This window comes from Reyranella sp., assembly GCF_050185545.1.
Classification (GTDB): Bacteria; Pseudomonadota; Alphaproteobacteria; order Reyranellales; family Reyranellaceae; genus Reyranella.
Genome location: NZ_JBFWZI010000006.1, coordinates 56297 through 69323, shown reverse-complemented (window position 1 = coordinate 69323; position 13027 = coordinate 56297). Strand labels below are relative to the sequence as shown.

Genomic DNA, 13027 nt, shown 5'->3' with positions numbered 1-13027 from the left:
CGTCAGCTCTCCTGCTTGCGCGGAAGCAGCCGCCCGTAGAGCGTCTCGCTCGCCAGGATGGCGACGAAAATGATGCCCTGCAGGACGACGACGGCGGCGTCGGGCAGGTCGAGACGCCGCTGCAGCAGGCCGCCGCTGGCGCCGATGCCGCCCAGCAGGATGGCCACCGGAATGATCGCCAGCGGATGGTGGCGGGCGAGGAAGGACACCAGGATGCCGGCATAGCCGTAGCCGACGGCGAGCGAGGCATTGGCCTTGCCGAGCACGGCGGCGACCTCGACCGTGCCGGCGATGCCCGCCGCCGCGCCGCCGACGCCGCAGGCCAGCAGCACGTAGCGCCCGACATTCAGGCCCATCATGCGCGCGGTCTTGGCGTTGCCGCCGATCACCTCCATGGCGAAGCCCCATGTCGTGAAGCGCAGGAAGGCGTAGGCGAGCAGGCAGGCGATGATGCCGAATACCAGGCCCCAATGGACGTCCATGCCAGGAATGGTGCCGATCATGTTGGCGTCGCCAATCGAGGCGGTGGACGGTTTGTTGAGGCTCTGCGGATCGCGCAACGGGCCCTCGACGAAGTGATTCATCAGGGCGATCGCAATGTAAATCAGCAGCAGACTGGAGATCGTCTCGTTGACGCCGCGCCATTGGCGCAGCGCACCGGCGAAGGCAATCCACAACCCGCCCGTCAGCATGCCGGCGGCGATCATGCCGAGCTGGGCCGCGAGGGGCGGCGTGCCGACGAGCGACGCACCGGTCGCCGCGGCGGCCACGCCACCCAGCACGACGGCCCCTTCATTGCCGATGATCAACAGGCCGAGCCTGGCCGGCAGCGCCGTGCACAGCGCGGTGAGGATCAACGGCGCCGCCCGGGCCAAGGTGTTCTGCCAGGAAAACCAGGTGCCGAAGGCGCCCTGGTACATCAGGGCGAAGGCCTCCAGCGGATCGACGCGGGCATACAGGGCCAACAGCAGGCCGAACAGGGCCGCCGACGCCAGCAACGCCAGCGTCGGTACGGCAATACGCTCGAGGGCTTGCCCCATGGCCGCCCGCTGCTCCCTGGGGACGACTTACGACGTCGAGCCGACCACGCCCTCAACCAGGTAGTTCATGCTTTCCAGCTTCGGCTCGGTCTGGCTGTAAGCCGTGCCGGCGGGGATCGCGGTATTGCCCTTGTTGTCTTTCAAGGCGCCCTTGAAGATCGAGAAATTGCCGGTGAGCATCTCGGCCTTCACGGCGTCGGCCTTGGTGCGCGCCTCGGCCGACACGGCCGGCCCGTAGGCGGAGGGACGGACGAACCCTGCCTTGAGGCCGCCGCGCACGAAGTTGCCGGGCGCCTGGCCCTTCTTCATGGCCTCGATGAAGTCGACATAGACCTTTTCCCAGTTCCACTCGGCGCCGGTCAGGTAGCCCTTGGGCGCGAGCTTGGACTGGTTGCAGTGATAGCCGCAGGTGAAGATGCCGGCGCGCTCGGCGGTCTCGATTACGACCTTGGGCGAATCGACGTGGCAGGTCACGACGTCGATGCCCTGGGCGATCATGCTGTTGGTCGCCTCGGCTTCCTTGACCGGCATCGCCCAGTCGCCGGTGAAGATGACCTGGGTGGTGATCTTGGGGTTCACCGACTTGGCGCCGAGCGTGAAGGCGTTGATGTTGCGCAACACTTGCGGGATCGGCTTGGCGGCGACGAAGCCCAGCTTGCCGCTCTTGGTGGTCGAGCCGGCGGCAATGCCGTTCAGGTATTGGCACTCGTCGATGTAGCCGAAGTAGCTGCCGGTATTCTTGGGATGCTTGCCTTCCTGCCACAGGCCGCCGCAATGACGGAACTGGATGGCGGGGAACTTCGCCGCTTCCTTCAGCATGTGCGGATCGAAATAGCCGAACGACGTCGGGAACATCAGGGTCGCGCCGTCGAGGTTGATCATGCTTTCCATCGACTTCTCGACCGCGACCGTCTCCGGAACCTTCTCTTCCTCGACGACCTTGATGCCGGGCATCTTCTTCAGGATGGCGGCCGCTTCGGCGTGCGCCTGGTTGTAGCCGTAGTCGTCGCGTGGGCCGACATAGATGAACCCGACGACGAGCGGCTTCTGTGCTTGCGCCGTGCCGGCGAGGCCGACGGCCGCCGCACTCGAGGCTCCAACCAGAAGGCCGCGGCGTCCGATCTTGAACGTGTGGCTCATTGCTTTCCCCCTGCTGCTGTCTTCGGCCAGTGGCGGCCCGGAGAGCGGGGAGCAACCAACATGCCATCAGCGTGCGGCGAACGACGTTGCGTGGGATTGGCGCCGAATCGGCGGAAAACAGGCCATCCCGTGAACTCTGGACAACCGATTACGGCCGGGCCAGCAAAGGGAATGGGCGAAGATTGTATGCAATATCGGCAGTTTGCATTCTGTTTGGGCATTGTGTGTACCGATGTTCGGATTGGCATCCAAATTGTATGCAGCATCCCGCCGAATGAGCGGATGGAGCATGCAGGCAGACAATCCCACCCTGGCGGACAGGCTCGCCACGGCGATCGCGGACGGGATCCTGAACGGCACGTTGACGCCCGGGCTGCGGCTCGACGAGATTGGCTTGGCCCGCCAGCACGGCGTCTCGCGCACGCCGGTGCGCGAGGCACTGCGCCAGCTCATGCAAAGCGGCCTGATCGACATGCGCCCGCGCAAGGGAGCGGTGGTCTCCAAGGCGACACCGGTGCAAATCGAAAGCCTGTTCGTCGCCATGGCGGAGATGGAGGCGACCTGCGCGCGTCTCGCCGCCATGAGCATGACGCCGATCGAGCGGCGGCGCCTGCAGGCGCGGCACGATGCCATGACGGCGCTGGCGGCGGCGGGCGACCCGGATGCCTATTCCGATGCCAATGTCGCCCTTCATTCGGCGATCTACGCCGGCGCGCACAATGCACCCATTGCCGAGTTCGCCCTGGGCCTGCGCCGGCGCGTCGGGCCGTTCCGCCGCGCCCAGTTCCAGGTCGAGGGACGGCTGCGGCGATCCAACCAGGAGCACGATGCCGTGGTCCGGGCGATCCTGTCAGGCGACGCCGCCGGCGCCCATGCCGCCATGCTTCATCACGTCAGCCTAGTCGAGGACGCCTTCGAGACCTTCGCGGCGACGAATGCGGCGTGACCTCTTCCCCAGCTTCGTTGGGGAGGTGTCGGCGTCTTCGCCGACGGAGGGGTCATGGGTCATGGCTGGGAGCGCGCCACTCCGATGGCGCTCATGGCTCATTCTTGGATCGCGGGCGTCTCGCCCGCTCAAGATTCATGAGAAGAGCGGGCGAGAACGCCCGCGGTCCAAGAGAGCATGACCCCTGCGTCGCCGTATGACCCTTCGACTTTGCTCAGGGCAGGCGGCGACACCTCCCAGCGAAGCTGGGGGAGGAGGGGTGACGCTTACTCCGCCGCCATCGAGCGAGTCGCGTGCAGGCCGCTTTCGGCATCGATCACGTAGTCGCGGATGAGCGGGGCGGCATCCTGGCGGCGGGTGAGCTGGATCTGGAAGACCATCTGATTCATGTACCGAAATGCCACCTCGCAGCCCGCGAGGTAGAACTCCCACATCCGGCAGAAACGGTCGTCGTATCCCGCGAGCTGCTTGATCTGCTCGCGGTTGGCGAGGAAGCGCCGGCGCCAGTGGCGCAGCGTCTCGGCATAGTGGAGGCGCTGGATCTCGATATCGGTCACCCATAGGCCGACCTTCTCGATCGCCGCGAGGACCTCCGACAGGGCAGGCGTGTAGCCGCCCGGGAAGATGTACTTGCGCAGCCACGTGTTTGTGCCGCCGGGCGGCTCCATGCGCCCAATCGAGTGCAACAGCATGACGCCGTCGTCGGTCAGGAGCTCCTTCACCTTGGTGAAGAACTCGACGTAGTGGGCCGACCCGACATGCTCGAACATGCCGACCGAGACGATGCGTTCATATCGGCCGGTTTCCTCGCGATAGTCGAGCAGCTTGAAGCGGACGCGATCGGCAAGGCCGCCCTCGAGGGCGCGGCGGCTGGAGACGGCATGTTGTGACGTTGACAGGGTCACGCCGGTCGTGTCGACGCCGAATTGCTGGCTGAGGAAGAGAGCCATGCCGCCCCAACCGGAGCCGATGTCGAGGACGCGCTGGCCCGGCTTGAGCAACAGCTTGGCCGCGATGTGCCTCTTCTTGTCGAACTGCGCCTCCTCAAGGGATTCGTCGCCGGTCCGGAAGTAGGCGCAGGAGTATTGCCGATCGCGGTCGAGGAAATAGTCGTAGAGCTGGTCCTTCAGGTCGTAGTGGTGGGCGACATTCTTCTGCGCCTTGCCGATCGGATTGTAGTGCTCCACGGTTCTCAGCCAGCGCTGCAGCGCGTAAGACCAGCGCACCATCGGCGTCGCATCGAGTGCCTGAATGCTGCGGCCGAGCAGGTCGAGAAGGTCGTAGATGTCGCCGCCGGCCTCGACGGTCATCCGGCCATCCATGTAGGCCTCGCCCAGGGCGAGCCGCGGGCGCAGGGCCAGCCGCAGGCCTGTCCACCGATCATGGACCCGCATGATGACCGACGGGCCAGGCCGTGCACCCTCGATGCGATGCGACCGGCCGGCCTCATCGATCACGGTCAGTTGGCCTTCACCCAATATGCGGGTGAGGACCTTGACGAGCAGCATCCTCGCTTCCCCCGGGGCAATGAGTCCTGGGGAAGCAACCGGACACTTCCCTGGGCTCCGTGTGGGACTTGAGCGGAAATGTTAATCCAAGTGGCAATTTCAAGGCAAAGGGGAGGAAGTGGGATAATTCCTCGTGGGGAAACGTGGAATTGGCCTGCACATGCGAGCGATTTGCAAACGCGCAGCCCACCTGCTACACGGAAGTGACAATTACTCGCATCTGGAGGCCCTCAGTGAAGAGACGTGCGCTGCTTGGAAGCGGTTTGGCGCTTGGCGCTGGCCTTACGGTATGGCGACGAGCCGAGGCCCAGGCGACGCTCAACCTCTACTCGGCGCGGCACTACAACACGGACGAAGCCCTATACGGCAATTTTGCCGATCTGAGCGGCGTCAAGATCAACCGCATCGACGCCGAGCCGGACCCGTTGCTCGAGCGGCTTCGGGCGGAGGGTGACAAGAGCCCGTGCGACATCTTCATCACCACCGATGCCGGTCGCATCGAGCGCGCTCGCCAGCTCGGGGTCCTGCAGCCGGTGACCTCGGAAGCGCTCGCCAAGGCGGTGCCAGCGCACCTGCGCGATCCCGACAACAACTGGTTCGGCTTCTCGGTGCGCGCCCGGGTCATCGTCTACAGCAAGGAGCGGGTGCCGGCCGCCGACGTTCCAAAGAACTACGAGGATCTCGCCGACGCCAAGTGGAAGGGCAAGCTGCTGATCCGCCCGTCCGGCCACATCTACAACCAGTCGCTCGTGGGTTCGCTGCTGGCCGCGAATGGTCCGCAGAAGGTCGAGGCTTGGGCCAAGGGAGTTGCTGCCAATCTCGCGCGCCCGCCTCGCGGCGGCGATACCGACCAGATCAAGGCAGTTGCTGCCGGCGAAGGCGACCTTGCCGTGGTCAACACCTATTACTTCGTGAACCTGATGCGCTCGAAGAAGCCGCAGGATCGCGAGGTCGCGGCCAAGTGCGCCGTCGTCTTCCCCAACCAGTCGAACCGCGGCACGCATGTCAACATCAGCGGCGGCGCGGTGGCCCGCCACGCGCCCAACAAGGCGGCGGCCGTGCGCTTCCTCGAATACCTCGTGTCGCCGCAGGCGCAGCGCTACTTCGCCGAAGGTAATTCGGAGTTTCCGGTGGTCGCCGGCGTCGAGCTGTCACCGGAACTGAAGTCGCTCGGCAGCTTCAAGCAGGACCAGCTCAATGCCCGGGTCTTCGCGCAGAACAACGCCGAAGCCCTGAAGATCATGGATCGCGCGGGCTGGAAGTAGTTCCCGATCGGTCGATCGCCCGACACAGCAGGATCACCGGCGCCAAGGATACCACGACGATCACGATGGCGCCGACGGCGGCCTGGGCGAGTCGCTCGTCGGAAGCGAAGCGATAGACGCCGATTGCGAGCGTGTCGAGATTGAAGGGCCTGATCAGCAGGGTCGCCGGCAATTCCTTCATGACCTCGACAAACGCCACGGCGGCCGCGGTGAGGGCGGGCGCCCGCAGCATCGGCAGATGCACATGACGCAGGACCTGCCGTGGCGTGGCCCCGAGAATGCGCGCGCTGGCGTCCATTGCCGGATCGATTGCCGCCAGGCCGGGCGCGACGTTGGCCATTCCGACGGCAAGGAACCGCACGGTGTAAGCGAGCAGGAGCGCGACGGCAGTGCCGCTCAGCACCAGGCCGAGAGGCAGTCCGAACAGCCCACGGGCCAGCCAGTCGATCCCGTGATCGGCCATGGCGAGCGGCAAAAGAACGCCGACCGCGATCACTGCCCCGGGGATCGCATAGCCCAGGGAGGCGAAGTCGATCACGTGGTTGAATGAGCGACGGCGCACCAGGCGTCCGGCGTAGCTCAGGAAGAGGGCGAGGGCGACGATGATCGCCGCGGCGCTGCCTGCAAGCAGCAGGCTGTTGACGGCATCGCCCAGGAACCGCGGGTCGTTCAGCGTCGCGCCTGACGCCGAGGCCAGCCAGCCGAGGTGAAAGGTCGGAACGACGAATCCCAGGAGGACGGGAAGTGCGCAGGCGAGGAGCGCCCCCATCGCCGGCCACGGTCGCAGCACGACCGGCTCGCTCCGGTGACGTAAATTCGACGCGATTTGAAAGCGGGCGCGACCGCGCGACCGGCGCTCCAGGATGACCAGCACCCCGGCGATCACGATGAGCACGACGGCGATTTGCGCCGCCCCCTGGCGATTGCCGAGGCCGTACCATGTTCGATAGATCGCCGTCGTGAAGGTGTGAACGCCGTAGTATTGCACGGTGCCGAAATCGGCGAGCGCCTCCAGCAGCGCCAGCGCCGCACCGCCGGCGACGGCCGGACGGGCGAGAGGCAGTCCGACACGGAGGAAGGTCCGCCAGGGGCCGTGCCCCAGGATGCGGCTCGCCTCCAGGAGCGACTGCGACTGGGCGAGGAACGCCGAGCGGGCCGCAAGATAGACGTACGGATACAGCACCAGGCTGAACAGGACGGCGACGCCGCTCGCCGACGCAAGCTCGGGAAACCAGTAGTCGTTGCGGTGCCAGCCCGTGGCCGACCGCAACGCCGACTGGACCGGACCGGCGAAGGCGAGCAGATCGGCATAGGCGTAACCGATAATGTAGGTCGGCAGCACCAGGGGCAGCACCAGTGCCCATTGCAGCAGCCGACTGCCGGGGAAGCGGGTCATCGTGACCAGCCAGGCGGTGCCGGTCCCGAGCACGATCGTGCCGATGCCGACACCGATCAGCAGGGTCATCGTGTTGCCGAGGATGTCGGCAAGCTGGGTCTCGGCCATGTGGCGCCACAGTTCGCCTTGCCAGACGAAGAGGCTGGAGGCGACGCCGACAATTGGCAGAGCGACGATAGCGGCAATTGCCAGGGCACCGAGCCGCCAGATCACGGCCGACTCGGGATGACGGAGCGGACACATTTCGAATCCCTCCCCCGTAATCGGGGAAGGTGCCCCGTGATACGGGGCAGAGGGGGAAAGCCACAGTCGAACTCTCTCTGATTCCGACGTCGGAACTTCAGAGACCCCGCCTGAGGCCTTCCCACTCCGCCCCCTTCGGGGGCACCTCCCCCGTAAGACGGGGTAGAGAAGGAGATGTGCGGAGGACACCTCTCCCGATAACGCAGGGCATTCGCATATGAAAGAAACGCCGTCACCCCGAGCGAAGCCGAGCGCAGCGAGGCGTAGTCGAGGGACCTTTCTTGTGCAGCACCGGCAAGAAAGGTCCCTCGACTACGCCGCCCTTTGGGCGGCTCCGTTCGGGATGGCGTCGCCTTTTCCAAATGCGAATGCCGTGCCCGATGACGGGGGAGGCACTGGAAACCGCGGCACAAAACAAAACGCATGCCGTCACAAAGTGACGGCATGCGCCGTATCGATGGGATCGTGCCGGGCGGCACGATCTACTTCTTGTCGGCCGCTGCTTCTTCTTCAGTCGCGGCCGGCGCTTCACCTTCGGCTTCGGGGGCCGGCTTGGCCTCGAACAGGGCTGCGGCCTGCTCGGCGGCGCGTCGCGCGGCCTCGGCCGCCTCGAGGGCGGCGCGTTCGGTCTCGGCGATCAGTGTGCCGCCCTTGGCGAGGAAGTCGGCCTCGTCCTGCGAGCGGGCGACCAGCGCGGTGATTTCCACCGTGACCTCGGGATGCAGGTGGACCTTGATCTTGTGCGCCCCCAGCGCCTTGATCGGCTTGTCGAGCTCGACCTGGCTGCGCTGGAGCTTGACGCCCGCGGCATCGGCCGCGTCCGAGATGTCGCGCGAGGTCACCGATCCGTAGAGCTGCAGGGCCTCAGAGGCCTGGCGAACCAGCGTGACCTTGAAGTCGCTCATCTTGGCGGCGACGGCCTCGGCATCCTTGCGGCGCTCGAGGTTCTGCGCTTCCAGCGTCTTCCGCTGCGATTCGAAGTAGGTGACATTGTCCTTGGTGGCGCGCAGCGCTTTCTTCTGCGGCAGCAGGTAGTTGCGGGCAAAGCCCGGCTTCACCTTCACGACGTCGCCCATCTGGCCGAGCTTGGGCACGCGTTCGAGCAGGATGACGTTCATCGGCATGGTTCGTCCTCCCGGTCAGGCGATGATGTAAGGCAGTAGCGCCAGGAAGCGGGCGCGCTTGATCGCCTGGGCGAGCTCGCGCTGCTTCTTGGAGGACACCGCCGAGATGCGGCTCGGCACGATCTTGCCGCGCTCGGAGACGAACCGCTGCAGCAGCCGGACGTCCTTGTAGTCGATCTTCGGTGCGTTGGCGCCGGAGAACGGGCAGCTCTTGCGGCGGCGCGTAAAGGGGCGACGTTGTGCGCTCATTCTTCTTCTCCCGGTACGCCGGCAACAGCGGGTACTGCCTCATCGCCGAAGCGCGAACGCTCGCGGCGCGGCGGGCGATCGCCCCAGCGGTCGCCGCGATCGCGGTCGCCCATCGGCCGATCGGCCTTCTCGGCGCTCCGCAGCATGATCGCGGAGGGCCCTTCCTCCAGTTCGTCCACGCGCACCGTCAGGTAGCGGATGATGTCCTCGTTGATCGACATCGTCCGCTCGAGCTCCTTCACGGCAGCCGGCGGACCATCGATGTTGAGAAGCGTGTAGTGACCCTTGCGGTTCTTCTTGATCCGGTAGGTCAGGGACCGCAGGCCCCAATATTCCTTCTTGGAGACAGTACCGCCCAGGCTGGTGACCAGCTCGGCGTACTGGGTCGTGAGAGCCTCCACTTGCGTCACAGGTACGTCCTGGCGCGCAATGAAGACGTTTTCGTACAATGCCATGTCGTTTACGGCTCCTTATGGCTGTTAACGACCCGGAGTTCGTCGCGTCCCGACCCCGCTGGAGCCCTGGACCGACCGGCAACCGCCCGGATCTAGCCGGCCCCTCGGCGTGCCAGGATGGCAGCGCGCTCGGACCGGCAAGGAGTTCGGGGCCGGTTGGGGCCCCGAAGAGCGGCGGTTATACCGACAAATCTTCCGAAATCAAGGCGTTCCGGCCTTCTCGCGAGTGCGCTATGAGGGGCCCGCTTTGGGCCAAGAAGCGCTTTGGGCCAGGAAGATTGGGGGGAAGCGGCCGATGACTCGCGCATTCGTATTTCCGGGACAGGGATCCCAGGCGGTCGGCATGGGCGTTGACCTGGCTGATGCCTTCGCCACGGCCCGCGACGTCTTCCAGGAGGTGGACGAGGCGCTGAAGCAGAATCTCTTCAAGCTCATGCGCGAGGGGCCCGAATCGGAGCTCGTCCTGACCGAGAATGCCCAGCCCGCCCTGATGGCGGTCAGCATGGCCGTCGTGCGGATCATCGAGAAGGATGGCGCCAAACCGTTGGCCGGCCTCGCCAGCCAGGTCGCCGGCCACTCGCTGGGGGAATACTCGGCCCTCGCCGCGGCCGGATCGCTGCAGCTCGCCGATGCGGCGCGCCTGTTGAAGCTGCGCGGCCAATCGATGCAGAAGGCTGTCCCGGTTGGCGTCGGCGCCATGGCGGCGCTGCTCGGCATCGAGCTCGAGCCCGCCCAGGAGGCTTGTGCGGAGGCCGCCCAAGGCGAAATCGTGGCGGTTGCCAACGACAATGGCGGCGGCCAGGTGGTCGTGAGCGGCCACAAGGCCGCGGTCGAGCGCGCCATCGAGGCAGCAAAGGCGAAAGGGGCCAAGCGGGGCATGATGCTGCCGGTCAGCGCTCCTTTCCACTGCCCGCTGATGCAGCCTGCGGCCGATGCCATGCAGGCCGCCCTGGAAGCGGTGGCACTGGGAACGCCACGCATTCCCCTGGTCGCCAACGTGCTGGCGAGCGAAATCACCGAGCCGGGCAACATCAGGCGGCGCCTGGTCGAGCAGGTGACGGGTCTCGTGCGCTGGCGCGAGAGCGTACAATATATGAAGTCGCAGGGTGTCGAGATGCTGGTCGAGTGCGGCTCGGGCAAGGTGCTGTCGGGCCTGGTCAAGCGAATCGACAAGGAGATGACCGGCGTTGCCCTCAATGCGCCAGCCGATATCGAGACCTTCCTGAAGACGGCGTGAAGGAGCAGCGGATGTTCGACCTGTCCGGCAAGGCGGCCCTGGTCACTGGCGCTTCGGGAGGCATCGGCGGGGCCATTGCCCGCGCGCTGCATGCGCAAGGCGCCGTCGTTACGCTGTCGGGGACGCGCGGCGACGCTCTCGAGGCGCTCAGGCAGGCGCTCGGCGAGCGCGCGCACGTCGTGGCTGCCCGGATGGACGATCCGGCGGACATCGACCGGCTGGCCAAGGAGGCCGAGGGCGCCATGGGCAAGCTCGACATCCTGGTGAACAACGCCGGCATCACGCGCGACAACATCTCGATGCGGATGAAGGACGAGGAGTGGGACAAGGTCCTGCAGGTGAACCTGACCGGGACGTTCCGGCTCACCCGGGCGGCGATGCGCGGCATGATGCGGCGGCGCTTCGGCCGCGTGGTGAACATCACCTCGATCGTCGGCGTCACCGGCAACCCGGGGCAGGCCAACTATGCCGCCGCCAAGGCCGGCCTGATCGGCATGTCGAAATCGCTGGCCCAGGAGCTCGCCTCGCGCGGCATCACCGTCAATTGCGTCGCCCCCGGCTTCATCGCGACGCCAATGACCGATGCACTGACCGACGAGCAGAGGAAGACGATTCTGGCGCGCGTTCCGGCCGATCGCCTGGGCACGGCCGAGGAGGTCGCCGCGGGCGTGGTCTATCTGGCGAGCGACGAGGCAGCCTATGTCACCGGGCAGACGTTGCACATCAATGGCGGGATGGCGATGATCTGAGTAAATTGGCTGCAAGTGCCTGATTTTGTGGACTTTCCGGCGCTAGCCAATGGCCGGGCAGCTATGTATAAGAGCCGGAAATCGCCGTCCCTCCGGCGAGGCCGAGATTTGAAAGACACGGGAAGGACAAGGTAATGAGCGATATTGCCGAACGCGTTAAGAAGATCGTCGTCGAGCACCTGGGCGTCGAAGCGGCGCAGGTGAAGGAGGAGGCCAAGTTCATTGACGATCTCGGCGCGGACAGCCTCGACACCGTGGAGCTGGTGATGGCGTTCGAGGAAGAGTTCGGCATCGAGATCCCCGACGATGCCGCCGAGAAGATCCAGACCGTCGGCGACGCCATCGGCTTCATCCAGAGCAACGCCAAGTCCTGATCGACGCCGGTTCCTGCCAGAAGGAAGGCGAGCGATGAGACGCGTGGTCGTAACCGGCATGGGCATGGTGACGCCGTTGGGTGACGGCGTCGACGTCAATTGGCGCCGTCTGATGGCGGCCGAGTCCGGCATCCGATCGATTCAGGCCTTCGACACATCGGACCTGGCGACCAAGATCGCCGGCGAAGTGCCGCTGGGCGACAAGGCGAACGGCCATTTCAACGTCGACGCCTATCTTCCGCCCAAGGAGCAGCGCAAGCTCGACAAGTTCCTGATCTTTGGCATCGCTGCCGCCGATCAGGCGGTGGAGGATTCCGGGTGGAAGCCGCAGGACGACGAGAGCCTCGAGCGCACGGGTGTGATGATCGGCGCCGGAATCGGCGGGCTGCAGACCATCTACGAGACGTCGCTGACATTGAAGGAACGCGGTCCGCGCCGGGTCAGCCCGTTCTTCATTCCGTCGGCCCTGATCAACCTCGCCTCAGGCCAGGTGTCGATCAGATACGGCTTCAAGGGCCCAAACCATTCGGTGGTGACCGCCTGCGCTACCGGCGCGCATGCGCTGGGCGATGCGGCGCGGCTGATCCAGTGGGACGACGCCGACGTCATGGTCGCCGGTGGCGCCGAGGCCGCGATCTGCCGCATCGGCATTGCCGGCTTCAATGCCTGCAAGGCGCTGTCCACCGACTTCAACGACACGCCGACCCAGGCGTCACGGCCGTGGGACAAACGGCGCGACGGCTTCGTGATGGGCGAGGGAGCGGGTTGTGTCGTCCTCGAGGAATACGAGCACGCCAGGAAGCGTGGCGCCAAGATCTACGCCGAGGTGCTGGGTTACGGCCTGTCGGGCGATGCCTATCACATCACGGCGCCGTCGGAGGACGGCAGCGGAGCGATGCGTGCCATGAAGGCGGCGCTGAAGCGCGCCAGGATGCAGCCGGACGACATCGACTACGTCAACGCGCATGGTACGTCGACGATGGCCGACGTGATCGAACTCGGTGCGGTCAAGAAGACCTTCGGCGATGCGGCCTACAAGCTTTCGATGTCGTCGACCAAGTCCGCCACCGGCCATCTGCTTGGCGCCGCCGGCGCGATCGAGGCGATCTACTCCATCAAGTCGATCATCGAGCAGGCGGTGCCGCCGACGCTCAATCTCGAGGAGCCCGACGAAGGCTGCGACATCGACCTGGTGGCCAAGCAGGCCAAGCAGCGCAAGGTCCGACACGCGCTCAGCAATTCGTTCGGTTTTGGGGGCACCAACGCGTCGCTGATCTTCGGCGCCGTTTGAGCGCGGGAGG

At 65.8% G+C, this 13027-nt stretch carries 13 protein-coding genes; 6 read left to right on the top strand and 7 right to left on the bottom strand.

The annotated features are described in order from the left end of the window. Positions 1 to 2 precede the first annotated feature (2 nt). Positions 3 to 1040, bottom strand: a complete 1038-nt coding sequence (locus AB7O82_RS03015; protein ID WP_428540306.1) for an ABC transporter permease — start codon at positions 1038 to 1040, stop codon at positions 3 to 5. Positions 1041 to 1067: 27 nt separating this feature from the next. Next, positions 1068 to 2180 (bottom strand): BMP family ABC transporter substrate-binding protein, encoded by a 1113-nt coding sequence (locus tag AB7O82_RS03010; RefSeq protein WP_428540302.1) that lies wholly within the window; start codon positions 2178 to 2180, stop codon positions 1068 to 1070. A gap of 289 nt (positions 2181 to 2469) precedes the next feature. On the opposite strand from AB7O82_RS03010, the gene AB7O82_RS03005 reads away from it, so the two are divergent. Further along, positions 2470 to 3126: a GntR family transcriptional regulator gene (locus AB7O82_RS03005; RefSeq protein ID WP_428540299.1), complete on the top strand. Its 657-nt coding sequence runs from the start codon at positions 2470 to 2472 to the stop codon at positions 3124 to 3126. 266 nt (positions 3127 to 3392) lie between these two features. On the opposite strand, the gene AB7O82_RS03000 is transcribed toward AB7O82_RS03005, so the two are convergent. Continuing rightward, positions 3393 to 4634 carry a class I SAM-dependent methyltransferase gene (locus AB7O82_RS03000; RefSeq protein ID WP_428540296.1) on the bottom strand — a complete coding sequence of 414 codons (1242 nt, stop codon included), beginning with the start codon at positions 4632 to 4634 and terminating at the stop codon, positions 3393 to 3395. Between the two features lie 233 nt (positions 4635 to 4867). Between AB7O82_RS03000 and AB7O82_RS02995 the strand changes: the two genes are divergently transcribed. Next, the gene (locus AB7O82_RS02995) at positions 4868 to 5899 is read left to right on the top strand and encodes a Fe(3+) ABC transporter substrate-binding protein (protein ID WP_428540293.1); all 1032 of its coding nucleotides are present in this window, start codon (positions 4868 to 4870) and stop codon (positions 5897 to 5899) included. On the opposite strand, the gene AB7O82_RS02990 is transcribed toward AB7O82_RS02995, so the two are convergent. The 4 genes from AB7O82_RS02990 to rpsF form a co-directional block, all read right to left on the bottom strand. Beyond that, a complete protein-coding gene (locus AB7O82_RS02990) occupies positions 5874 to 7538 on the bottom strand; it encodes an ABC transporter permease (RefSeq protein WP_428540290.1) in 1665 nt (554 codons plus the stop codon). The genes AB7O82_RS02995 and AB7O82_RS02990 overlap by 26 nt on opposite strands. A gap of 482 nt (positions 7539 to 8020) precedes the next feature. Beyond that, positions 8021 to 8656 carry a 50S ribosomal protein L9 gene (gene rplI / locus AB7O82_RS02985; RefSeq protein ID WP_428540354.1) on the bottom strand — a complete coding sequence of 212 codons (636 nt, stop codon included), beginning with the start codon at positions 8654 to 8656 and terminating at the stop codon, positions 8021 to 8023. 21 nt (positions 8657 to 8677) lie between these two features. After that, positions 8678 to 8911: a 30S ribosomal protein S18 gene (gene rpsR / locus AB7O82_RS02980; protein WP_296346202.1), complete on the bottom strand. Its 234-nt coding sequence runs from the start codon at positions 8909 to 8911 to the stop codon at positions 8678 to 8680. Beyond that, positions 8908 to 9366 (bottom strand): 30S ribosomal protein S6, encoded by a 459-nt coding sequence (gene rpsF / locus AB7O82_RS02975; protein ID WP_428540286.1) that lies wholly within the window; start codon positions 9364 to 9366, stop codon positions 8908 to 8910. The genes rpsR and rpsF overlap by 4 nt, the downstream gene beginning before the upstream one ends. A gap of 295 nt (positions 9367 to 9661) precedes the next feature. Here rpsF and fabD point away from each other — a divergent pair, with 295 nt between their 5' ends. The 4 genes from fabD (at position 9662) to fabF (ending at position 13017) form a co-directional block, all read left to right on the top strand. After that, positions 9662 to 10603, top strand: coding sequence for an ACP S-malonyltransferase (gene fabD, locus AB7O82_RS02970; protein WP_428540283.1), 942 nt, complete (start codon positions 9662 to 9664; stop codon positions 10601 to 10603). A gap of 11 nt (positions 10604 to 10614) precedes the next feature. Beyond that, positions 10615 to 11352, top strand: a complete 738-nt coding sequence (gene fabG / locus AB7O82_RS02965; protein WP_428540280.1) for a 3-oxoacyl-[acyl-carrier-protein] reductase — start codon at positions 10615 to 10617, stop codon at positions 11350 to 11352. A gap of 134 nt (positions 11353 to 11486) precedes the next feature. Continuing rightward, on the top strand, positions 11487 to 11726 hold the full coding sequence (locus AB7O82_RS02960; protein WP_428540277.1) for an acyl carrier protein: 240 nt from the start codon (positions 11487 to 11489) through the stop codon (positions 11724 to 11726). A gap of 34 nt (positions 11727 to 11760) precedes the next feature. Further along, positions 11761 to 13017, top strand: a complete 1257-nt coding sequence (fabF, locus tag AB7O82_RS02955; RefSeq protein WP_428540274.1) for a beta-ketoacyl-ACP synthase II — start codon at positions 11761 to 11763, stop codon at positions 13015 to 13017. Positions 13018 to 13027: the final 10 nt, after the last annotated feature.